A 21,160-nucleotide genomic window follows, 5' to 3' on the forward strand; every position below is an offset into this window, starting at 1 on the left:
TCGATCAGCGCCCGCGTGATCGGATAGGGGTCGCCATATTCGGACGGCCGCAACCACACCCCCTTGGTCTCGATCTCGTGCCGGGCCTGCGGCGAAAAGCCCTTCCACATCAGCTCTTCGGTGAAATCGGGCGCCGGCGCGATCAGCACCAGCCCGGCCAGGGACGCCCGGCTCCGCTCCCGCCTCGCCATCTCGCGCGCCAGCAACAGCGCCATCCAGCCGCCCATCGATGAACCGATCACGACCTGAGGGCCGCTGCAGAACCGCTCGAACACCGCGACACTCTCCTCCAGCCAGCGCCCGATGGTGCCGTCGATAAACGCGCCGCCGGATTCGCCATGGCCGGAATAATCGAACCTGACACAGGCGCGACCCTGCTCGGCTGCCCACGCCTCCAGCGCAATGGCCTTGGTGCCCTGCATGTCCGAATGGAAGCCGCCGAGCCAGAACAGCCCGGGCGAGCCGCCGGCACGGGCTCGCACCGCGATTCGGCGCGCTGATTTATCCTGGCCGACCTCGATGAAGGCCGGCGGTGGCCCGGATGCCCCAGAATTGGTCATGGATGTTTACTCAGTTTCATTTGCTGTTTGTGTGAGCACACGCGATCCGTCAACGGACTCCAATACCGATCCTGGGCATTGCGGAACACCCGCCCGCCCGCTATGTGCATGATCTGAACAATACCGTCTCGCCAGCGTTAGCCGGCGTGACCAAAATGCCTCGCATTTGATGGTTTTCGCGCTTGGTCGAGCAAGTTTGCTTGCCCGTTGAAGCGTATTCCTTCACACTGTTGCCCTCGTTCACAACCTTGGAGAGTTACCCATTCGCCGTCCCAACAGAGCCCCGCCCGCTGCCACCAAAGACGGGCCGCGCACCAATGATGAAATCCGCAATCACGAAATCCAGCTGATCGACCAGACAGGCCTGAACCACGGCAATGTCGAAACGATCGCCGCCATCAAGATGGCGATGGAAGCCGGCATGGACCTCGTGGAGATTTCGCCCAATACCAGTCCTCCCGTTTGCAAGATCATGGATTACGGGAAGTTCAAATATTCCGCGCAGAAGAAAGCCGCGGAAGCCCGCAAGAAGCAGAAGGTCGTCGAGATCAAGGAGATCAAGCTCCGGCCGATGATCGACGATCACGATTACGACGTGAAGATGCGCGCGATGCAGCGCTTCTTCGAGGAAGGCGACAAGGTGAAGGTCACCTTGCGCTATCGCGGCCGTGAAATGGCCCATCAGGAAATCGGCACCAAGCTTCTGGACAAGGTCAAGACCGACGTCGCCGAGTTTGCCAAGGTCGAGCAGGACGCGCGTTTCGAAGGCCGCCAGGTAGTAATGGTTCTGGCACCGCGCTGATCCTACATCGTCGCCCCCGCCTAGTGCGCAATTGCGCACGGGAGCGGGGGCCCATACGCCGCGGCCTGGCGGTTCGGGCGATCTGGCAGACGGCTTTCTGTAAACAATCCGCAGCGGTGGTTATGGATTCCGGCCCAAGGCCGGGACGACGACCGTTTGACGATCAGCTTCGCGTCGCCTGCCAGCTGCCGCTGCATCTGTCGCCGGTAATGATCCCGCTCCACCGGCCGGTGCCTGAGTTGCCGGCAAGCCGGCCACTCCCGGTCGCGACCGAGGCGCCGACGGAAATTCTCACCGAAACGATGCCGGCGCGGCTGATGCCACCGGTGACCTTGCCGCCGCCCGCCGACGAAACGCGGGTGCCCGCCACGGCAAAGGGCACGCTGTTGGTCGAGCTGCAATTGCCCGCATGGGTGGCGAACGTGACATTCCAGACGCCGTCATAGGCTCCCGCCCCGCGCGCCACATTGGCGTCGGCGCGATCGGGTATTCCGGCCGCGGCGGCGACAACGGCCGCGGCGAATATCCATGGCCGGGCGCGTGCGCGCCCGAAATTGGTAAAAAGAGCTATCGATTGGGCTGAAATCGGCATTTTCCTGACCCTCTTGATGGCGCCGCTTGCCGGCGTCTGGCCATTTGTCGGGCGATCCGGTTGCACGGTTCAGGTTGCCAATCCGGCCCGTCTCTGCCATAAGCGCCAACTTCATCGCCCGGCTGATCAAGGGCTGCCGTGTCGATGTCCGTGCAGGTTGTTTCATTAGGAAATAACCACGCACTTTCAACGCTCTAACGAGCATTTCAGTCGCGAAAGCGCCTTTCGGGCGCGTTTTTTCTGCGGCAACAGGAGAGCCAAATGCCCAAGCTGAAGACCAAGTCAGGCGCCAAAAAGCGCTTCAAGGTGACTGCCACCGGTAAAGTAATGGCCGCCCAGCGCGGCAAGCGCCATGGCATGATCAAGCGGACGAAGAAGCAGATTCGTCAGCTTCGCGGCACCCGCGTGCTGTTCAAGACCGACGGCGACAACATCAAGAAATATTTCTTGCCGAACGCCTGATCGTCCAGGCCGCGCACGCGGTCCATTTAGCCGAGCCGCGTCCGCGCGGCGATCCGTCACCCATTTTTTCATAAAGGAGACCAGTCATGTCTCGCGTTAAACGCGGTGTGACCTCTCACGCCAAGCACAAGAAAGTCTACAAGGCCGCCAAGGGCTTTTACGGCCGCCGCAAGAACACCATCCGCGCCGCCAAGGCGGCGGTCGAAAAGGCCGGGCAGTACGCCTTCCGCGACCGCAAGCGCAAGAAGCGTACCTTCCGCGCGTTGTGGATCCAGCGCCTCAATGCCGCGGTGCGTCCGTTCGGCATGACCTACAGCGTCTTTATCAACGGCCTCTCCAAGTCGGGCATCACCGTCGACCGCAAGGTGCTGTCGGATCTCGCCATCCATGAGCCGGCGGCGTTCCAGGCGATCGCCGAAAAGGCCAAGGCCGCCCTGGCGGCGTGAGCTCGCAATCGCTGCCGCGTCCTGCAACTCCGGTGTCATGCCCCGCTTCAGGCGGGGCGTCCAGTAACCACCGACCATAGCTTTGACCCCGGGGGTTACTGGATCATCCGCCTTCGCGGATGATGACGGCATCGTGTGCCGGACTGCGAGCGCACTCCCAAAAGGTGACCGTCGCCATGTCCGACCTCATGACGCTCGAACAAGCCATCCTCGCGGAGATCGCCGCCGCTAGCGATGAAGCCGCACTCGAGGCCGTGCGCGTCGCCGCCCTCGGCAAGAAGGGTTCGATCTCGGCCTTGCTGGCCACGCTCGGCAAGATGTCGCCGGACGAGCGCAAGACGCAAGGAGCGGCGATCAATCTCGCCAAGGACGCCGTGACGCAGGCGCTGACCGCGCGCCGCGACATCCTGAAATCCGCCGCCCTCGACGCCCGGCTTAAGTCCGAGACCATCGACGTCACGCTTCCTGTGCGAGAACCTCCGGCCGAGCAGGGCCGGATTCATCCGCTCAGCCAGGTGATGGACGAACTGACCACCATCTTCGCCGATATGGGATTTGCGATCGCCGAAGGCCCCGATATCGAAACCGACGATTACAACTTCACCAGGCTGAATTTTCCCGAAGGCCATCCGGCGCGCGAGATGCACGACACGTTCTTCTTCAATCCGAAAGAAGACGGCTCGCGCATGCTGCTGCGGACCCACACCTCGCCGGTGCAGGTCCGCACCATGCTGACGCAAAAGCCGCCGATCCGCATCGTCTGCCCGGGCCGCACCTATCGCATCGATTCCGACGCCACCCACACGCCGCAGTTTCACCAGGTCGAGGGTCTCGTGATCGACAAGGGCTCGCATCTCGGCCACCTCAAATGGATCCTGCACGAGTTCTGCAAGGCGTTCTTCGAGGTCGATCACATCAACATGCGCTTCCGGCCCTCGTTCTTTCCGTTCACCGAGCCGTCGCTCGAAGTCGATATCCAGTGCCGGCGCGACAAGGGCGAGATCCGCTTCGGCGAGGGCGAGGACTGGCTGGAGATCCTGGGCTGCGGCATGGTGCACCCGAATGTGCTGCGTGCCTGCGGCATCGATCCCGACGTCTATCAGGGCTTTGCCTGGGGCATGGGCATCGACCGCATCGCGATGCTGAAATACGGCATGTCCGACCTGCGGCAGCTGTTCGAGAGCGACGTGCGCTGGCTCAGCCATTACGGCTTCAAGCCGCTCGATGTCCCGACCCTGGCGGGAGGGTTGAGTTCGTGAAGTTCACTCTCTCCTGGCTGAAGGAACATCTCGACACCGACGAGCCGCTGGAAAAGCTCGCCGACAAGCTCACCATGATCGGGCTTGAGGTCGAGCACATCGAGGACAAGGCCAAAGCGCTGGCGCCGTTCACGATCGCGCGCGTGATTTCCGCCGAGCAGCATCCCAATGCGGATCGCTTGCGGGTCTGCATGGTCGACACCGGAAACGGGGCTGCCCCGGTGCAGGTCGTGTGCGGCGCGCCGAACGCGCGCGCCGGCCTCATCAGCGTGTTCTCGGCGCCCGGTACCTTCATTCCCGGCAAGAACATCACGCTCGGCGTCGGCACCATCCGCGGCGTCGAGAGCCGCGGCATGCTGTGCTCGGCGGCGGAGCTCATGATTTCCGAAGATCACGACGGCATCATGGAGCTGCCGGCCGACGCGCCCATCGGCGCTGCTTACGCGCAATGGGCCGGGCTCGGCGATCCCGTGCTTGAAATCAATCTCACACCCAACCGGCAGGACTGCACCGGCGTGCACGGCATCGCGCGCGATCTTGCCGCCGCCGACATGGGAAAATTCAAAAACCCCGGGATCAAGCAGATCAAGGGCGAGTTCCCCTGCCCGGTGCAAGTGACGGTCGAGGATGCGGCGCTGTGTCCAGGCTTTGCGCTGCGGCTGGTGCGCGGCGTCAAGAACGGTCCGTCACCGGAATGGCTGCAGAAGCGCCTCACCTCGATCGGCCTGCGGCCGATCAACGCGCTGGTCGATATCACCAACTTCATGACCTACGACCGCGCCCGGCCGCTGCATGTGTTCGACGCCGCGAAAGTGAAGGGCCATCTTACGGTGCGCCGCGCCCGCGACGGCGAGACATTGTTGGCGCTGGACGGCCGCACCTACACGCTCGATACCGGTGCGTGCGTGATCGCGGACGATCACGGCGTCGAATCGCTGGCCGGCATCATGGGCGGCGAGGCCTCCGGCTGTTCGGAACAGACCACCGACGTGCTGATCGAATCGGCGCTGTGGAACGAAATCAACATCGCCCAGACCGGCCGCAAGCTCGGCATCAATTCGGATGCGCGTTATCGTTTCGAGCGCGGCGTCGATCCGGCCTTCATGCTGCCGGGGCTGGAGATGGCGACCCGGCTGGTGATGGAGCTGTGCGGCGGCACGCCGTCGGAGAATATTGTCGCCGGCAAGGCGTTCGGCGAGGATCGCGTGATCGATTTTCCGCTTGCCGAAGTCAAACGTCTGGCCGGCATCGACGTGCCGTTGCCGGAGATGAAGCGCATCCTCAGCCATCTCGGCTTTATGGTCGCCGGCAGTGGCGCGGTGGTGAAGGTCGCGGTGCCCTCCTGGCGTTCGGATGTCCACGGCAAGGCCGATATCGTCGAGGAGATCGTGCGCATTGTCGGCGTCGACAAAGTGCCGATGACGCCGTTCGAACGCGGCGATGCGCCGCGCAAGCCGATTCTTAAAGCGATCCAGCTGCGCACCCGCCGCGCCAAGCGCGCGCTCGCCACCCGCGGCATGGTCGAGGCGGTGACGTGGTCGTTTATCTCCAAACCGCATGCCGAATTGTTCGGCGGCGGCCAAAGCGAACTTGCGCTCGCCAATCCGATCGCATCAGACCTGTCGGACATGCGGCCGAGCCTGCTGCCGGGCCTGGTCGCCGCTGCCCAAGCAAACGCCGATCGCGGCTTTCCGGATGTCGCGCTGTTTGAAGTAGGCCAGGTGTTCAAAGGCGACCGGCCGGAAGATCAGTTGATCGCGGCATCAGGCGTGCGCCACGGCTTTGCATCCTCGCAAGGCATCGGCCGACACTGGTCTGGTTCTGCGACTGCAGACGCGCTCGACGCCAAGGCCGATGCGTTCGCGGTGCTCGCAGCTGCCGGCGCGCCGATGCAGGCGCTGCAGATCGTGCCGGGTGGGGCCAGCTGGCTGCATCCCGGCCGTTCCGGCACCATCCAGATCGGCCCGCAAAACGTGCTGGGATATTTCGGCGAGCTGCATCCGCGCACGCTGGAGCTGCTTCGCGCCGACGGCCCGCTGATCGCGTTCGAGGTGATGCTGGATCGCATCCCCGACGCCAAGCAGAAGCCGACCCGGGCCAAACCCATTCTCGAGCTCTCGGCCTTCCAGCCGGTGTCGCGCGACTTTGCCTTTATCGTCGATCGCAGCGTCAAGGCCGGCGACATCGTGCGCGCGGCGCAAGGCGTCGACAAAAAGCTGATCACCGCCGTGACCGTGTTCGACGTCTATGAAGGCAAGGGCATCGACGACGGCAAGAAATCTGTCGCCATCGCGGTCACGATCCAGCCGCGCGAAAAAACCCTGACCGATCAGGAGATCGACGCGGTCGCGGCGAAGATCGTGACCGAAGTGAACAAGAAGACCGGCGGCGTGCTGCGGTAGCGAGTTTTCCACTTCAATAGCTGCATCCTTCGAGACGCATCGCTTCGCGATGCTCCTCAGGATGAGGTCTGAGAACCCTCGTGGTGAGGAGCGCGGAGACGCCGCGCGTCTCGAACCATGAGGCCACGGGAGAAGCGGAGAGCTCAATTGATCGGCGAGCTCGGCGTCGCCGACCTCACGGGAGCTCGGCGTTGTTTCGGCGCGCGCGCCGGCTCCGGTTCGCTGTCCCGGAGTGCGCCGATCTTTCGCAGCGCCGCTTCCGCGGCGCGCTCGCCGCTTTCCCACGCGCCGTCGACCGTGCCCCATTGGGTTTCGTGGGTCGCCTCGCCGGCGAGGAACATGCAGCCGATCGGCTCGGCGAGAATTTTTCGTGACGGCTGGTTGCCCGGCCCGGCCACCGACATCGCGCCAAGCGCGTAGGGTGCTAAGTTCCAGCGGGTAGCGCTCGATTTCTTGACCGCCAAAGCGGTGTCGCTGCCGAACAGTTTTGACAACCATTCCACCGCAAAGGCCACCATGGCCGGCTCGCCCTGGCCGGCGAGATCGCGGCCGAACGAGCCCGCGACATCGATCGCGCACAGCGACGACGACCCGATATTGGCGAACAGCAGCGCCGTGCGCGCCGAGCTGCTCTGCTCGATGATGATGTCGTCGCGCGCCAGGCCCAGCGGATTGCCCGGCAGTTGCAGCGCGATCCGGTCGTAGCTGCCGAGACTCAATTTCGCGGCCGCATCGAGCTGGCGCTTGGGAAGGTCGGGCGTGAATTTGATATTGCCTGCCGCCAGCACGTTGCTCGACACCGTGACAATGGCGGCGCGCGCGTTGATCCTGCCGGCCGGCGTCTCCACCGTCACGTCGCGGCCGCTCCAGCTGATCTGGCTGGCGGGCGTCGACAGCGCCAGCGGCACCTGCTCGCCAAGCCTGGCGATCAAAGTGCCCAGACCCTGGCGGCAGGCGATCGCGGCGTTACGGTCCTGCGCACGGACCTTGTCGATGACCGAGACGTCTTTCAGATCCTTGCCCACGGCATTGGCGCCGAGCACGAATTCGGCCGTCCCCGCCCAGTCACCGAGATCCTTGGGCAGAATCGACGCGCAGGACACATCGGCCTTGCCGCGCGAGGCGTCGTCGATCGCGCGATTGGCGCGCACCAGAGCGGCGAGAAATTCCTCGGTTTCGCCCGCGCGGGCGTAGCGCCGGCCGATCCGGATCTTCTGGCCCAGCGGCGCCGCGGCCATGTCGAGCCCGGCACTGCGCGCGAGCTTGATCATCGGATTGGTGTCGGGATTGTGCAGCCATCGCGCGCCGCGATCGAACAGCACCTCGAATGTCGTGGTATCCGTGAGGCAACGCCCGCCGATCTGGGTGGATGCCTCCACCACGATCACCCTGCGGTTCGCCGCCTGGATCCGACGCGCCGCGGCGATGCCGGCAGCACCGGCGCCGATCACGACAATGTCAGCCTCGCGCGGCAATGGCGCGCCCCACGCGCGGGCGCCCAGGGCCGGTATCAGCGCCGGCGTCAGCGCAAGTGCCGCGGAGGCCGACAGGAAATCGCGCCGCGTCATTGTCATGTCAGGGTTTCCGAAGCTTTTAAAACCGGGGAGAACATCTAGCGAACTTGCCGCATCCGGGCGTGAGCGGCAACCATCATGGTAAATCAATCATGATTGATAGGCTTTTGGCATGAACTAAATTGCAACGGCTTTCGACCATGATAAGAACCACAAAAATGCGGTCGGAAAGGCCACTGGGGGGATTGCATCGTGGGCGTTGTGCTCGATACCGTCGGCAAGTGGATCGCTTCCTACCTGCAAAAGGAAGTGCCGGGTTATGAGCCGTTCACGCCGAGCGACCCGGAGCATTTGCGCGGGGTGATCGAGGCGGGCGATGTCCTGCTCGTCGAGGGCAACAACCGGGTCTCCGGCATCATCAAATATCTCACGCAATCGACCTGGTCGCATGCCGCGCTGTTCGTCGGCCCGATCGACGGGGCGGCCGAACCCGATGGCGAGCCGCACGTCCTGATCGAGGCCAATATCGGCGAAGGCGTGACGTCGGCACCGCTGTCGAAATATTTTCCCTATCACACAAGGCTGTGCCGGCCGGTCGGCCTGATGTACGAGGACCGCAACACGGTGTGCCGCTACGCCATCAACCGGATCGGCTTCGGCTACGACACCAAGAATATTCTCGATCTGATGCGCTTTCTGATTCCGCTGCCGATCCCGCAGCGCTGGCGGCGGCGGATGATCGCATTCGGCTCCGGCGATCCCACCAAGATCATCTGCTCGGCCCTGATCGCGCAGGCCTTCGACGCCGTGCGCTATCCGATCCTGCCGAAAATCACCCGCGCCGGCTCAAGACAGGCCCGCCGCGAAATCCTGCATATCCGCGATTCCTCGCTCTACATGCCGCGCGATTTCGACATCTCGCCCTATTTCGAAATCGTCAAACCCACCATCGTGCACGGCTTCGACTACACCGCCTTGCACTGGGCCGATAAACAAAAGCCGCTCCAGGAGGTAGCGGGCCAATTCGGCATCTTTCCAGAAACGAAATCGCCGCCAGTTGTTCCTGAAGCGATTGACCAAGAAGCGCCGCTTCCAGCTTAAGAAGTAACGCGGAAACCCTTCCACAGAACCTCCCCTAGCGCGCCTCGCCTCAGCGGCTCTTGCCGAACCGCGCGGGCATGTCTACCTCTCGCGAGGGCTCGCTTTAGAGGATACCACCATCATGCTGGATGCCGCCGTCAAGGCGTTGTCGCAAATCCTGTCGCCGCCGATGCGCTCGATCCTGTGGCGGTCGATTGGCCTCGCGCTGGTGCTGATCGTGGTATTGGCGCTTGGCCTGCAGCGGCTGTTGAGCTGGTTCGCGACGTCAGGCGAAGGCTGGGCCGAGGCGATGCTGGGACCGGGGTTTCACACCCCGCTCAATGTGCTGTCATGGATCGTTTCGATCGCCGCCGGTCTCGGCGTCGTGTTCGGCGCGGTGTTCCTGATGCCGGCGATCACCTCGCTGGTGGCGAGTGTGTTCGTCGACGAGGCCGCCGACCATGTCGAGCGCGAATACTATCCGGCCGAGCGTCCCGGGGTGGCGCTGCCGTTCGGCCTCGCCATGACCGAAGGCGTCAAGACCGCGGCCGGTTTCATCGCCTTCTTCATCGCCACCGCCTGGCTATTGGGCCGGGAATATTTCGAGCTCGCGGCAATGCGGTTTCGCCCGCCCGCGGAAGCCAAGGCGATGCGCAAGGAGAATGCTGGAATCGTGTTCACCGCCGGCCTCGTCATCGCGGCGTTCGTGTCGATCCCGATCGTCAATCTGGCGACGCCGCTGTTCGGCATGGCCTTCATGGTCCACATGCACAAGCGCTTGAGCGGGCCACGGCCGGAACTGATCGAGCCTTCGCGCAGGACGGGCGTACCGGTGGCGTGAATTGACACTAAATCTATTTCGTCATGGCCGGGCTTGTCCCGGCCATCCACGTCTTACTTGTTGAGAATTAGAGAAGACGTGGATGCCCGGCACAAGGCCGGGCATGACGAGCTTGGCCAGAAAGCCCCAATTCTAATGGCTGCATTTGAGTCAGACTCTCAGGTAAAGAAACACGATCAATGCGCGACCAGCGGACAGCCGCTGTCGGCCAGTGAGCGGAACGCCTGATCGCCCGGGATGGTGCCGAGGATTTTGTAATAATCCCAGGACCCGGTCGATTCCGACGGCGTCTTCACCTGGGCGAAATACATGTCGTGCACCAGCCGGCCGTCTTCGCGCAGACGGCCATTCCTGACGTAGAAATCGTTGACCGGCCGCTCCCGCATCTTCGCCATGACAGCCCTGGCCTCGTCGGTGCCGGCCGCGGCGATCGCCCCCAGATAGTGGCGAACGGCCGAATAGACGCCGGCCTGCGGCATGGTCGGCATCCGGCCCTGGCGCGCAAAGAAACGTTTCGACCAGGCGCGCGTCTCCTCGTCGCGATCCCAGTAGAACGCGGTGATGAATTTCAGCCCCTGCGCGGCTTTCAACTCCATGCTGTGAATGTCGGAAATGAAGACCAGCAGGGATACCAGGGTCTGATTTTTGGTCAGCCCGAACTCGTTGGCCTGCTTGGTGGCATTGACCATGTCGCCGCCGCCATTGGCGAAGGCCACCACCTTGGCGCCGGATGCCTGCGCCTGCAGCAGATAGGAACTGAAATCCGCGGTATTGAGCGGATGGCGCACGCTGCCGAGCACCTTGCCACCGGCAGCCAGAACCGCGCTGGTCGCATCGGCTTCCAGCGAATGGCCGAAGGTGTAGTCGACGGTGATGAAAAACCAGGTATCGCGTCCCTCGGCCACGGTCGCCTTGGCGAGGCTGGTGGTGAGCGCGTAGCTGTCATAGACCCAGGAGGCTTCGTTCGGCGTGCAGGCCTTGCCGGTAAAGGCGGTGCTGCCGACCGCGCCGGCAATGGCGATACGGTTTTTCTCCGCGGCGAGTTGCTCGACCGCCAGCGCGACCGCCGAATTGTCAAAGCCGATCGCCATGTCGACCTTGCCGATCTCGAACCACTGGCGGGCAATCGCAGCGCCGATATCGGATTTATTCTGATGATCGGCGAACACGATCTCGACCGGCTTGCCGAGCACCGTGCCGCCCGCATCCTCCACGGCCATGCGCGCCGCAACCACCGAGCCCTGGCCGCCCAAATCGGCATAGAGACCGGACTGGTCGTTGAGAACGCCGATCCGGACGACATCGTCGGAAATCTGCGCGTGCGCGGCGGGTGCGTAAAAACCTCCGACCAGACACGCGGCGGCTAGCGTTGAAGCAAAAAGCCCGAATCGCACGGCGTCACTCCCGGTAAATGCGCGGCCCTTGAGTTAGGCCTTGGCACAGTGTGAGCGTAAGCTTGGCCTGATCCGTACACAAGGCGGCGGCGAACCGAAGTCCGCAGGTCGCTATCGCCGGGATAATCCGAACCGCCGCATCAGGGCCCGCGCGGCGCCGAACGGCGCGGGCGTGAACGGGCCGGGTGGCGCCCGGGTCATCAGCGCGACACACCCGAGCGCGGCCATCGCCAGCCAGAATGTCAGCCAGAATCCGTCGATATAGGCCAGCACATTGGCCTCGCGCTGCACCAGCGCCGAAAGCGACCCCACGGCGCGCGCCATCGCGGTCGCGGCGCCGTGGCTGGTGAAGCTCTGGGATAGCTGGCCGAGAATTCTGGTGACATCGGCCGCGCCGTTCTCCAGATGCAGCCCGAGAAAATTGGAATGCACCTGCTCGCGGACGCGCAGCCAGGTGCCCATCAGCGCCACGCCGATCTCGGCGCCGCCGAGCCGCATGACCTGGACATAGGCGGCGAACGCGGTCGCCCGGGTAAAATCGGAATTGGACAATGCGATGAGCAGGATGGGCAGCAGGGTGAAGGCCTGGCCGATCGATTGCAGGATCACGATGGCGACGAAATCGCCCCGGGCCCAGTCATGCGTCAGTTGCGTTCCCAACAGGTTGGCGGTGGCGAAGGCCGACAGGCCAACGATCAGCAGGACGCGGGGGTCGAGATGCCTAAGCAGAAAGATCGACATCGGCACCGTCACAAGCATCGGCAGCGCGCCATAAAGCACCAGCAGCTCGCCGGTCTGTTCGGGCCGCAACAGGGCGACGGTGCCGAGAAAATTCGGCACCAGTGATGAATTGGAAAGGCTGGTGAGCGTGTAGAGAAGGATGACGACCAGCGAGAGCCCGACATTGCGCGAAAACAGCACGCTGACATGCGCCCATGGCCGGCGCACCATCGCCTCGTTGATGAGGAAGATGGCGACCAGCACGCCGCCTCCGATCAGCAGCGCCGCGACCGTGCCCGACTCCAGCCAGTCGAGGCGGTTGCCCTGATCAAGGCCGGCATAGATCATCGACACCCCGGCACCGAGCAGCAGCATGCCGCCCCAGTCGGCATCCTTCAGCACCTCCCGGTTGACCGGTTCTTGCGGCGTTCCGAGATAGACCATCAATCCCATCAGCGGCGCGAGCACCACGCTTTGCCAGTACAGCCACTGCCAGCCCCAATGATCGACATAAAAGCCGACCATCGACGAGCCGGTATCCAATGCGAACCCGACCCTGATCGAATAGATCGCGATCGCCGGCAGCCACCATCGGATCGGCAGGTTGCGGAAGATGATCATGAGGGTCGCGGGGACGAACATGCCCAGCAACAGGCCATGGACGATGCTGAGTGCGATCAGCGTGGTGTAATCGTGCGTGAACGGGATCATCAGCGAGACCACGGCGTACAGCAGGCTCGGAACACCCAGAATGCGGCGCAGGCCAAACGCAGTGGCGAGCCATGCCACCGCGGGCGCGATGAAGATCTGCGAGCCGATCGCCGCGGTCGAAAGCCACGCACCCTCGTCGAAGCCCAGCGAAAAAGCGCCGCGCAGGTCCGGCAATCCGACCGAGTTCAGCCGGCTGTCGAAATTGGCGAGAAACGAGCCGAGCAGCACCGCGCCAACCGCGAACAAAGGTCGCGGCGCGACGCCGCCGCGCGAGCGTGGCCCCTGGTCGGCAGCGCTATTTTCCGCCATCCGACCCCGCTTCGTCGGTGTGGATTTCCGTCACCACCGACATTCCCGGCAGCAGCCGCTCCAGCAGCGGCTGGCTCTTATCGAGGCCGATCCGAACCGGGACGCGCTGGACCACCTTGGTGAAATTGCCGGTCGCGTTGTCGGGCGGCAACAACGCGAACTGCGATCCGCTGGCGGGTGAGATTCGCTCGACGCGGCCATGCAGCCGCTCGCCCGGGAAACTGTCGACGGTGATGTCGACGGACTGGCCCGGTCTCACCCGTGTCAGCTGGGTCTCCTTGTAGTTGGCGATGACATAGACATCCGGCAGCGGCACGACATTGATGAGGTTGCTGCCGATATTGACGTAATCGTTGGGCTGAACCTGGCGTTCGCCGACGACGCCGTCGAAAGGCGCCGTGATTTTGGTGTAGCCGAGCCTGAGGTTTGCGGCGGCCAGCGTGGCCTTGGCGGCCGCGATATCAGCCCCGCGCTGCTTCCTGGTTCCGGACAACACCTCGAGCTGGTGGTGCTGCGCGGCGATCAAGGCCCGGCTGGCCCGAACATCGGCCTGGGCGCGGGCGTAGGCTGCGACGGCCTGCTCCAGCTTTTGCCGCGTGCCGGCATCTGTCTTCTCGAGCGACTGTTGCCGCTCCTGTTCCTCGCGGGCTTCGACTTCCTGGGCGAGCGCGGACACCTGCTGCGCCTCGGCCTGGGCGATGGTGGCGTATTGCAGCTCGATCTGGTTGGCGAGATTATCGAACGCGGCCTGGGCGCCGGCCACGCCGGCCTCGGCCTGTGCGACCTGGGCTTCATAGTCGGCGGGATCGATCTGAACCAGGAGATCGCCCGCCTTGACGCGCTGGAAATCGTTGGCGGCGACCGCCTGGACCTCGCCGGCGACCCGGCTGCTCAGCCGGGTCACATCGGCTTTGACATAGGCGTCGTTGGTGGACTGGATCACGGCGCTGCCGACCCAGGCATCCCAGCGCAAGGTCGCCAGCGCGATAAATCCGAACGCGACGAACACCGCCACCAAGGGAATCGCAAGCCGGCGCCAGTGCGAAGCAGCGTGCGAAGCCGTCTTCGAACCGGACGCTGGTGGCGGCGTTGGGGCACTCGCCGTTGCCGGTGAAGCTGACGTTGATCCCGACTGGCCCACAGACGGCGACGCGGTGATTTGATTCTGCTCGCTCAAGAGCGCCCCCTCTAACTCACGCCCGTCCAGGCTACACGCTGGACGATGTCTCGATATGACGGCGATTTTGCCTCAAACCGTCTTTTCCGGCCAGCGGCAGAGATCGTTGATCAGGCATACGTCGCAGCGTGGCTTGCGGGCGAGGCAGATGTAGCGGCCGTGAAGAATCAGCCAGTGATGCGCGTGCAGCATGAACTCCGACGGAATCAAGCGCTCAAGCCCGAGCTCCACCTCGAGCGGCGTCTTGCCGGGGGCCAGACCGGTGCGATTGCCGACGCGAAACACATGGGTATCCACCGCCATGGTGCGCTCGCCGAACGCCATGTTGAGCACGACATTGGCGGTCTTGCGGCCGGCGCCCGGCAGCGATTCCAGTTCGGCGCGGGTGCGCGGCACCTCGCCGCCGAATTCGGCGATCAGCTTTTCCGACAGCGCGATGACGTTTTTGGCCTTGTTGCGATAAAGCCCGATGGTCTTGATGTAGTCGCGCACCTTGTCCTCGCCCAGCGCCAGCATTTTTTGCGGCGTGTCGGCGACTTGAAACAGCGCGCGCGTGGCCCTGTTGACGCCGGCATCAGTCGCCTGCGCCGACAGCACCACCGCGACCAGCAGCGTGTAGGGGTTGAGATGTTCGAGTTCCCCCTTCGGCTCGGGATTGGCCTTGCGAAAGCGGCTGAACGCCTCATGGACTTCGGCCGGTGTCCAGGGCTTGGCTGGCGCTTTCGATTTTGCCGCAGCGTTGCCGGCTTTTTTGACGCGCTTGGCGGCGTCAGTTTTCGATTTGGGCGTCGATTTGGATTTCGACTTGAGCTTCGATTTGGGCGGAAGTCTGCGGGTGATTTTCGGCATGATCCGGGTATACTGACAGGTCATGACCGCAGGCAATGAATTTGATCCGCAGCCACAGGACGAATTGTTCTCGGCGCTGCTGACGCCGCACCGCTCGCTCAATCGCACCGGTTTTCTGGTGCTGATGGGGTTTCTCAGCGCGGTCAGCTTCGCGGCCGGCGTTGGCTTTTGGTTGATGGGCGCGTGGCCGGTGTTCGGCTTTTTCGGCCTCGACATCCTCGCGATCTATTGGGCGTTCCGGGTCAATTTCCGCCGCGCCCGCGCCACCGAGGAAATCTCGGTGACGCCCTTCGAACTTCGCGTGCGCCGGGTCAGCCATCGCGGTCACGTGGTCGAGTTCGTGCTCAATCCGCTATGGGTGCAACTCGACCGGAAGACCCACGCCGAATTCGGCATCGAAAAACTTTATCTGGTTTCAAGAGGCCGCCGCGTCGCTATCGCGAGCTTCCTCGGACCCGATGAAAAGGCAAGCTTTGCCAAAGCCTTAACGGCAGCGCTGCAGGCCGCGCGGCGGGGTCCGACCTATAATCCGATATCGTGATCCCTGTCGGGAATCGGGTGGTTTGCAGCTCGCGCCAGGCCTACATCGTAAGGCATGATGAACCTTGCCATGAACGATCACATGAACCTCGCCATCAACGACCATCGCCTGTCCAAGCCCGGTTCCGAGAACGCGGCACTGCGCGACTATGATTCGGTGCGGCGCGCGATCGCCTTCATCTCGGAGCACTGGCGCGCGCAGCCGACCATCGAATCGATGGCGGATGCCGCGAGCGTCACGCCAGATGAATTGCACCAGCTGTTTCGGCGCTGGGCCGGGCTGACGCCAAAGGCCTTCATGCAAGCGCTGACGCTCGACCATGCCAAGGGCCTGTTGCGCGATTCCGCCAGCGTGCTCGATGCGGCGCTGGACTCCGGGCTGTCGGGCCCGGGGCGGCTGCACGATCTGTTCGTCACCCATGAGGCGATGTCGCCCGGCGAATGGAAGAACGGCGGCGCCGGCATGACATTGCGCTTTGGATTTCACCCCTCGCCGTTCGGGACGGCCATTGTGATTGCCAGCGGCCGCGGATTGGCCGGTCTGGCGTTCGCCGATCCCGGCGAAGAACAGGCCGCGCTAGCCGACATGCAGCGGCGCTGGCCGCGCGCGACCTATCTCGAAGACCGCGCCGGCACATCAGCGCTGGCGCAGCGTATCTTCGACACCAAACTGTGGCGCGCGGATCAGCCGCTGCGCGTGATCCTGATCGGTACTGATTTTGAGGTCCGGGTGTGGGAGACGCTGTTGAAGATCCCGATGGGCCGCGCGGTCTGCTATTCCGACATCGCCAACAAGATCAAGAGCCCCAAGGCGTCCCGCGCGGTTGGTGCTGCGGTCGGGAAAAATCCGGTGTCGTTCGTGGTTCCCTGCCATCGCGCGCTCGGCAAAAGCGGCACGCTGACCGGCTATCACTGGGGCATCACCCGCAAGCAGGCGATGCTGGGCTGGGAAGCCGGGCAAGTCGGGATTCACTAGTCTTGTCATTCCGGGGCGATGCGAAGCATCGAACCCGGAATCTCGAGATTCCGGGTCTGGTGCTAACGCACCATCCCGGAATGACGGCTCTAATCTTTGGCAGTCACCGCTCCAGCCGCTTCCACATGATCGCCGTGTCGCAGGGCCGGCCATCCGGAAACAGCGCGTAGTCCGGCACGATCCCGGTTTGCTGCCAGCCTTCGCGCAAATAAAGCCGGTGACCGTTTTCATCGGGCACGGTATCGAGCACCAGGAGCCAGCGGCGATGCCGCCGGGCTTCCTCTTCAACCTGCGCCATCAAGGCCGCGCCGACGCCATGGCCGCGCGCGGAGCGGTGCACCAGCAATTTCCTGATATCAGCACGGTGCGGCTGGTTCGGTGGCGTATCCAGCCCGAGCTGGACCGTGCCGACGATCCGGCCGTCGAGCCGCGCCGCCAGCAGCACGGTATCGCCTGCGGCGACCGAGCCCGCGACCTTGCGAAAGAATGCCATCCCCTGCGCCTGCGAGAACGGCGACATGAAGCTGACGCTGGCGCCGCCTTCGACGCAATCGACCAATACGGCGGCCAGCTGATCCAGCGCGGCGTCCGCAACCGGCGCAACCAGGGAAATGATCTCAGGCCTGGCGCTCACGCCGCCAGATCGAGCTTCGACGCCACGGTCGAGTCGGCGTTGAGCCGGTAGATGATCGGCACGCCGGTGGCGAGTTCGCGCGCCAGAATGCCTTCCGGGGTCAGCTTTTCCAGCACCATGATCAGCGCCCGCAGCGAATTGCCGTGCGCCACCACCAGCGTGCGCTCACCGCGCAACACGCAGGGCAGAATCTCCTGCACGAAATAGGGCAGCGTGCGCGCCAGCGTGTCCTTGAGGCTTTCGCCGCCGGGCGGCGGCACGTCGTAGGAACGCCGCCAGACATGGACCTGCTCCTCGCCCCATTTCTTGCGGGCGTCGTCCTTGTTGAGGCCCGACAGATCGCCATAGTCGCGCTCGTTGAGCGCCAGATGCCGGCGGATGGGAAGACCGGTCTGGCCGATCTCGACCAGCGCCAGATCGAGCGTGTGCTGCGCGCGTATCAACGCCGAGGTAAAGGCGATGTCGAACGACAATCCCTGGGCCTTCAACTTCTGCCCGGCGTCCTTGGCCTCGGCGATGCCCTTTTCCGTTAAATCTGGATCCTTCCAGCCGGTGAAGAGATTCTTCAGGTTCCATTCGCTCTGGCCGTGGCGCACGAGCACGAGAAGGCGGTCGCTCATTCCTGTGGTTTCCGTTTCGAATCCAGATGCCTAAAAATCACTGAGCCCAAGCACATCGGCCATCGAGTACAGCCCGGGCTTGCGGCCATGGGCCCACAGCGCCGCCTTGACGGCGCCTTGCGCGAACATGGTGCGGTCCTCGGCCCGGTGCGTCAGCTCGATGCGTTCCATCGGGCCGGCAAAAATCACGCTGTGGTCGCCGGTGACGGTGCCGCCGCGCAGCGACGCAAAGCCGATGTCGCCGGCCCGGCGTGCGCCGGTGATGCCGTCCCGGCCGCGCGCGGCGTGCTGGCTCAGCGCGATCTTGCGGCCGGCCGCCGCCGCCTCGCCGAGCAGCAAGGCGGTGCCCGACGGGGCGTCGATCTTGGCCTTGTGGTGCATTTCCAGAATCTCGATATCGAAATCATCGTCCAGCGACGCCGCCACCCGCTTCACCAGCGCCGCCAGCAGATTGACGCCGAGGCTCATATTGCCCGACTTGACGACAATGGCGCGCGACGTGACGCTTTTGATCACGGCATCATCCGAGTCCGAAAGACCTGTGGTGCCGATGATGTGGACAAGGCCCCGCTCGGCGGCGATCGCGACATTGGCGATGGTCGCCCCCGGCACGGTGAAGTCGAGAATGGCATCCGCATTGGCCGACAGCGACCACAGATCGGCCGACAGCAGGACCCCGTTGGCGGGCAGCCCTGCCAGCACGCCGGCATCCTGGCCCAGCAGTTCCGAACCGGGCGCCTCCAGCGCGCCGGTCAGCACGGCGCCCGAAGTTTGCGAAATGACGCGCGTCAACGCGCGGCCCATCCGGCCACCGGCCCCCGCAACGATCAAGCGCATCTGCGTCATGTCAAAAAACCTCGTCTGTGCCGTATAGCCGGGGCAGGCAGTTCCGGCAACCGATCAGGCCTTCGGCGGGGCTCGTCCTTAGGGCTGCGGCCCGTCATAGCCTTCGATGATCACGAGGTCGCTCTCGGCGTGTTGCGATCTCATCGCAACCAGGCGGACATATTCCGGTGAATTGTAGCAGGCGATGGCGGTCTCATAATCCTTGAATTCCAGCACCACATTGCGCGAGCGCGACGAGCCTTCCCGGCCGACGAAGCGGCCGCCGCGCACCAGAAATTTGGCGCCGTATTTCGCAAATACCGCGCCGTTCTGCGCGATATATTCCTTGTAGCCGTCCATGTTGTGAACATCGACGCGGGCGATCCAGTAGCCTTTTGCCATCTGCGCTTTCCTCGGTTGGCCTGATCCTGGTTATATCAGCGCCAGCGTGATTTCCGCCACGATGGCATCCGCCGCCGCTTTGGGGTCGGCGGCTTCCATCACCGGCCGCCCGACCACCAGATAATCCGCGCCGCCCGAAATGGCGCGCCCCGGCGTCATGATGCGTTTCTGGTCGCCGAGTTCCGTGCCCGCCGGCCGCACACCCGGCGTCACCAGGCTCATCCGGGGACCGGTGATCTTGCGCAAGGCCGCCGTCTCCGCGGGCGAACAGACCAGACCATCGATACCGAGCGCCTGGGCCTGCCGGGCGCGGACCTCGACCAGATCGGTCACGCCGAGGCGATATCCCGCGGCATCGAGATCGCCGTCGTCGTAGGAGGTCAGCACGGTGACGGCGAGGATCTTCAGCCCCGACCCCGCGCACGCATCGACCGCCGCCTTCATGGTCTGCGGAAAAGCGTGCACGGTCAGGAAGGTGGCCCCGAGCCTGGCCAGGCTCTCGGTGCCGCGCGCCACCGTGTTGCCGATGTCGTGCAGCTTGAGATCGATGAAGACCTGCTTGCCGGCGTCAGCGAGTTGGCGCACCAGCGGCAAGCCGCCGGCATAGGCCAGCTGGTAGCCGATCTTGTAAAATGTCACGCTGTCGCCGAGCCGCCCGACCATCGCTTCCGCGGCCGCGACGTCGGGCAGATCGAGCGCCACAATCAGCCGGTCGCGCGGAGCGATGTCGGATGGCGGCATGTCACCTCACTCCATGCTGGGAAACGTCGATCAGCTGCCGCACCAGCGCGTTCAGCGCCTCGATATCGGCGGGATGTTTCAATCTGTCCATATCATCATAGGCCTCGCTGGCGAACGACAGCGCCAATTGATTGGGAATGACCATCGCGTGGCAGGCGGACAGTATCAGCCGCAGCGCCGCCAAAGCGCGGGTTCCACCGAGCCGGCCTTCCGACGCGGCCGCGATCGCAAACGCTCGCCCGCGAAACACCTGGCCGCGGATTTCGTGCATGTCCTGCACCCGCGTCACCCAGTCGATGGTATTCTTGACCAGCGGCGGCACCGATGAATTGTACTCCGGCGTCACCATCAGCACGCCGTGATGGGCGCCGATCATGCGTTTGAGATTGATCGCATGCTTCGGCACGCCCGATTTCGACTGCAGATCGCCGTCATAGATCGGCAGCGGAAAATCAGCGAGCGATATCCGCGTGACCTCGGCGCCGGCCTGGGCGAATTGATACGCGGCCGCCGCCGCGAGCTTCGCATTGAGCGAGCCGGTGCGCAGCGAGCCGGGGATCACCAGGATTTTCAGCGCGGACATGATTTAAAATCGCGTTCAGAACGAACCAGCCGCGCAGGCAGGCGCGGGAAGGCTTCAGCCCTTGCGATACACCCACACGCGCGCCGGCGGAAGGTTCATCCAGATCCGCTCGGAGGCCTCTGTGGATACGCCCGGCAGCGATTTCGGAATGGGCGGCGCGACCGAATAGGTGAACTGCACGAACGGCGCACCCGGTGCCAGCGCCAGGAAGGCATCGCGAATCAGTTTCAGGCGGGTCAGCATCGGCTTGGTCACCAAAGGCAGGCCCGAGACCACGGCGGATGCCGGAGCGCTCAACACATCCCAGAGCGAATCGCGCAGCGCATAGGCGTCGCCCTGCACCACCTTGGCGAGCGGATAGCGATCGCGCAGCAAAGCGCAGAAGCCCGGATTATATTCGACCAGCACAAGGCGCTTCTGGTCGACGCCATGCTCGATCAGCGCGTTGGTGATGGCGCCGGTCCCGGGCCCCAACTCGACCACCGGGCCTTTGGAATTGATGTCCACATACTGCGCCATGGTACGGGCCAATACCCGTCCCGACGGCATCACAGCGCCCATGTGAAGCGGCTTCTCGATCCATGAACGAAGAAAGCGAACCTCATCGTCGAGACGAAGGGGTTTTTTCAACGCACGCACGGACGATTGCAAAGGCATGTCGCTACCAGGCGGGACCGCGGCTTCGCGGCAGTGTCAGAAATTAGTCATAAAGAGGTATAGG

General features: G+C 64.0%; 23 protein-coding genes. 9 read left to right on the forward strand and 14 right to left on the reverse strand.

Annotated features, from left to right (window positions below; all coding sequences use genetic code 11):
• Nucleotides 1-560: alpha/beta hydrolase (locus tag ABR948_RS15705; protein WP_428119428.1), on the reverse strand; the 560-nt coding region annotated here is incomplete at its 3' end.
• Nucleotides 561-822: 262 nt separating this feature from the next.
• Between ABR948_RS15705 and infC the strand changes: the two genes are divergently transcribed.
• Complete coding sequence (gene infC / locus ABR948_RS15710; RefSeq protein ID WP_428119483.1) at nt 823-1,362, forward strand: translation initiation factor IF-3; 540 nt, start codon at nt 823-825, stop codon at nt 1,360-1,362.
• 163 nt (nt 1,363-1,525) lie between these two features.
• On the opposite strand, the gene ABR948_RS15715 is transcribed toward infC, so the two are convergent.
• Entirely contained in the window at nt 1,526-1,954 is a 429-nt protein-coding gene (locus ABR948_RS15715) for a hypothetical protein (RefSeq protein ID WP_428119430.1), read from the reverse strand.
• 261 nt (nt 1,955-2,215) lie between these two features.
• Here ABR948_RS15715 and rpmI point away from each other — a divergent pair, with 261 nt between their 5' ends.
• The 4 genes from rpmI (at nt 2,216) to pheT (ending at nt 6,523) form a co-directional block, all read left to right on the forward strand.
• Nucleotides 2,216-2,416: a 50S ribosomal protein L35 gene (gene rpmI, locus ABR948_RS15720; protein WP_100415670.1), complete on the forward strand. Its 201-nt coding sequence runs from the start codon at nt 2,216-2,218 to the stop codon at nt 2,414-2,416.
• Nucleotides 2,417-2,502: 86 nt separating this feature from the next.
• The gene (gene rplT, locus ABR948_RS15725; protein ID WP_424618660.1) at nt 2,503-2,862 is read left to right on the forward strand and encodes a 50S ribosomal protein L20; all 360 of its coding nucleotides are present in this window, start codon (nt 2,503-2,505) and stop codon (nt 2,860-2,862) included.
• A gap of 176 nt (nt 2,863-3,038) precedes the next feature.
• Nucleotides 3,039-4,121, forward strand: a complete 1,083-nt coding sequence (pheS, locus tag ABR948_RS15730; protein ID WP_428119433.1) for a phenylalanine--tRNA ligase subunit alpha — start codon at nt 3,039-3,041, stop codon at nt 4,119-4,121.
• Nucleotides 4,118-6,523, forward strand: a complete 2,406-nt coding sequence (gene pheT, locus ABR948_RS15735; protein ID WP_428119435.1) for a phenylalanine--tRNA ligase subunit beta — start codon at nt 4,118-4,120, stop codon at nt 6,521-6,523. Before pheS ends, pheT begins: the two co-directional genes overlap by 4 nt.
• A gap of 143 nt (nt 6,524-6,666) precedes the next feature.
• On the opposite strand, the gene ABR948_RS15740 is transcribed toward pheT, so the two are convergent.
• Entirely contained in the window at nt 6,667-8,097 is a 1,431-nt protein-coding gene (locus tag ABR948_RS15740) for a flavin monoamine oxidase family protein (protein WP_428119437.1), read from the reverse strand.
• A gap of 192 nt (nt 8,098-8,289) precedes the next feature.
• Between ABR948_RS15740 and ABR948_RS15745 the strand changes: the two genes are divergently transcribed.
• Together ABR948_RS15745 and ABR948_RS15750 are read left to right on the forward strand one after the other, a co-directional pair.
• Nucleotides 8,290-9,138, forward strand: coding sequence for a YiiX/YebB-like N1pC/P60 family cysteine hydrolase (locus tag ABR948_RS15745; RefSeq protein WP_428119439.1), 849 nt, complete (start codon nt 8,290-8,292; stop codon nt 9,136-9,138).
• Between the two features lie 121 nt (nt 9,139-9,259).
• Entirely contained in the window at nt 9,260-9,958 is a 699-nt protein-coding gene (locus ABR948_RS15750; protein ID WP_428119441.1) for a sulfate transporter family protein, read from the forward strand.
• 176 nt (nt 9,959-10,134) lie between these two features.
• Here the strand turns inward: ABR948_RS15750 and ABR948_RS15755 are convergent, their stop codons facing one another.
• The 4 genes from ABR948_RS15755 to nth all read right to left on the reverse strand — a co-directional run bounded on the left by ABR948_RS15755 (nt 10,135) and on the right by nth (nt 15,118).
• Nucleotides 10,135-11,352, reverse strand: a complete 1,218-nt coding sequence (locus tag ABR948_RS15755) for an ABC transporter substrate-binding protein (protein WP_428119443.1) — start codon at nt 11,350-11,352, stop codon at nt 10,135-10,137.
• 111 nt (nt 11,353-11,463) lie between these two features.
• Nucleotides 11,464-13,092, reverse strand: coding sequence for an MFS transporter (locus ABR948_RS15760; protein ID WP_428119445.1), 1,629 nt, complete (start codon nt 13,090-13,092; stop codon nt 11,464-11,466).
• On the reverse strand, nt 13,079-14,269 hold the full coding sequence (locus tag ABR948_RS15765; RefSeq protein WP_428119447.1) for an HlyD family secretion protein: 1,191 nt from the start codon (nt 14,267-14,269) through the stop codon (nt 13,079-13,081). The genes ABR948_RS15760 and ABR948_RS15765 overlap by 14 nt, the downstream gene beginning before the upstream one ends.
• 72 nt (nt 14,270-14,341) lie before the next feature.
• The gene (nth, locus tag ABR948_RS15770; protein WP_428119449.1) at nt 14,342-15,118 is read right to left on the reverse strand and encodes an endonuclease III; all 777 of its coding nucleotides are present in this window, start codon (nt 15,116-15,118) and stop codon (nt 14,342-14,344) included.
• A 22-nt stretch (nt 15,119-15,140) separates the two neighbouring features.
• Between nth and ABR948_RS15775 the strand changes: the two genes are divergently transcribed.
• Together ABR948_RS15775 and ABR948_RS15780 are read left to right on the forward strand one after the other, a co-directional pair.
• The gene (locus ABR948_RS15775; protein ID WP_428119451.1) at nt 15,141-15,659 is read left to right on the forward strand and encodes a DUF2244 domain-containing protein; all 519 of its coding nucleotides are present in this window, start codon (nt 15,141-15,143) and stop codon (nt 15,657-15,659) included.
• A gap of 69 nt (nt 15,660-15,728) precedes the next feature.
• Nucleotides 15,729-16,634 (forward strand): methylated-DNA--[protein]-cysteine S-methyltransferase, encoded by a 906-nt coding sequence (locus tag ABR948_RS15780; protein ID WP_428119453.1) that lies wholly within the window; start codon nt 15,729-15,731, stop codon nt 16,632-16,634.
• Nucleotides 16,635-16,737: 103 nt separating this feature from the next.
• On the opposite strand, the gene ABR948_RS15785 is transcribed toward ABR948_RS15780, so the two are convergent.
• From ABR948_RS15785 to ABR948_RS15815, 7 genes are all read right to left on the reverse strand, one after another.
• Nucleotides 16,738-17,268: a GNAT family N-acetyltransferase gene (locus ABR948_RS15785; protein ID WP_428119455.1), complete on the reverse strand. Its 531-nt coding sequence runs from the start codon at nt 17,266-17,268 to the stop codon at nt 16,738-16,740.
• Nucleotides 17,265-17,888: a 2,3-bisphosphoglycerate-dependent phosphoglycerate mutase gene (locus ABR948_RS15790; protein WP_428119457.1), complete on the reverse strand. Its 624-nt coding sequence runs from the start codon at nt 17,886-17,888 to the stop codon at nt 17,265-17,267. Before ABR948_RS15790 ends, ABR948_RS15785 begins: the two co-directional genes overlap by 4 nt.
• A 30-nt stretch (nt 17,889-17,918) precedes the next feature.
• Nucleotides 17,919-18,734, reverse strand: a complete 816-nt coding sequence (gene dapB / locus ABR948_RS15795) for a 4-hydroxy-tetrahydrodipicolinate reductase (RefSeq protein ID WP_428119459.1) — start codon at nt 18,732-18,734, stop codon at nt 17,919-17,921.
• Nucleotides 18,735-18,812: 78 nt separating this feature from the next.
• Nucleotides 18,813-19,115 (reverse strand): DUF1330 domain-containing protein, encoded by a 303-nt coding sequence (locus ABR948_RS15800; RefSeq protein WP_428119461.1) that lies wholly within the window; start codon nt 19,113-19,115, stop codon nt 18,813-18,815.
• Nucleotides 19,116-19,145: 30 nt separating this feature from the next.
• Nucleotides 19,146-19,856, reverse strand: a complete 711-nt coding sequence (gene pyrF, locus ABR948_RS15805; RefSeq protein ID WP_428119463.1) for an orotidine-5'-phosphate decarboxylase — start codon at nt 19,854-19,856, stop codon at nt 19,146-19,148.
• A 1-nt stretch (nt 19,857) separates the two neighbouring features.
• Nucleotides 19,858-20,439, reverse strand: coding sequence for an NADPH-dependent FMN reductase (locus tag ABR948_RS15810; RefSeq protein ID WP_428119465.1), 582 nt, complete (start codon nt 20,437-20,439; stop codon nt 19,858-19,860).
• 54 nt (nt 20,440-20,493) lie between these two features.
• Complete coding sequence (locus ABR948_RS15815) at nt 20,494-21,096, reverse strand: class I SAM-dependent methyltransferase (RefSeq protein WP_428119467.1); 603 nt, start codon at nt 21,094-21,096, stop codon at nt 20,494-20,496.
• Nucleotides 21,097-21,160 lie beyond the last annotated feature (64 nt).

Source organism: Bradyrhizobium sp. (assembly GCF_050014615.1).
Taxonomy (GTDB): domain Bacteria; phylum Pseudomonadota; class Alphaproteobacteria; order Rhizobiales; family Xanthobacteraceae; genus Bradyrhizobium.

What these genes read in the sequence shown, in the direction of transcription:
- ABR948_RS15715 (WP_428119430.1), bottom strand. Translation starts at nt 1,954, where the DNA reads ATGCCGATTTCAGCCCAATCGATAGCTCTTTTTACCAATTTCGGGCGC.
- rpmI (WP_100415670.1), top strand. Translation starts at nt 2,216, where the DNA reads ATGCCCAAGCTGAAGACCAAGTCAGGCGCCAAAAAGCGCTTCAAGGTG.
- rplT (WP_424618660.1), top strand. Translation starts at nt 2,503, where the DNA reads ATGTCTCGCGTTAAACGCGGTGTGACCTCTCACGCCAAGCACAAGAAA.
- pheS (WP_428119433.1), top strand. Translation starts at nt 3,039, where the DNA reads ATGTCCGACCTCATGACGCTCGAACAAGCCATCCTCGCGGAGATCGCC.
- ABR948_RS15740 (WP_428119437.1), bottom strand. Translation starts at nt 8,097, where the DNA reads ATGACAATGACGCGGCGCGATTTCCTGTCGGCCTCCGCGGCACTTGCG.
- ABR948_RS15750 (WP_428119441.1), top strand. Translation starts at nt 9,260, where the DNA reads ATGCTGGATGCCGCCGTCAAGGCGTTGTCGCAAATCCTGTCGCCGCCG.
- ABR948_RS15760 (WP_428119445.1), bottom strand. Translation starts at nt 13,092, where the DNA reads ATGGCGGAAAATAGCGCTGCCGACCAGGGGCCACGCTCGCGCGGCGGC.
- nth (WP_428119449.1), bottom strand. Translation starts at nt 15,118, where the DNA reads ATGCCGAAAATCACCCGCAGACTTCCGCCCAAATCGAAGCTCAAGTCG.
- ABR948_RS15775 (WP_428119451.1), top strand. Translation starts at nt 15,141, where the DNA reads ATGACCGCAGGCAATGAATTTGATCCGCAGCCACAGGACGAATTGTTC.
- ABR948_RS15780 (WP_428119453.1), top strand. Translation starts at nt 15,729, where the DNA reads ATGAACGATCACATGAACCTCGCCATCAACGACCATCGCCTGTCCAAG.
- ABR948_RS15790 (WP_428119457.1), bottom strand. Translation starts at nt 17,888, where the DNA reads ATGAGCGACCGCCTTCTCGTGCTCGTGCGCCACGGCCAGAGCGAATGG.
- dapB (WP_428119459.1), bottom strand. Translation starts at nt 18,734, where the DNA reads ATGACGCAGATGCGCTTGATCGTTGCGGGGGCCGGTGGCCGGATGGGC.
- ABR948_RS15800 (WP_428119461.1), bottom strand. Translation starts at nt 19,115, where the DNA reads ATGGCAAAAGGCTACTGGATCGCCCGCGTCGATGTTCACAACATGGAC.
- pyrF (WP_428119463.1), bottom strand. Translation starts at nt 19,856, where the DNA reads ATGCCGCCATCCGACATCGCTCCGCGCGACCGGCTGATTGTGGCGCTC.
- ABR948_RS15810 (WP_428119465.1), bottom strand. Translation starts at nt 20,439, where the DNA reads ATGTCCGCGCTGAAAATCCTGGTGATCCCCGGCTCGCTGCGCACCGGC.
- ABR948_RS15815 (WP_428119467.1), bottom strand. Translation starts at nt 21,096, where the DNA reads ATGCCTTTGCAATCGTCCGTGCGTGCGTTGAAAAAACCCCTTCGTCTC.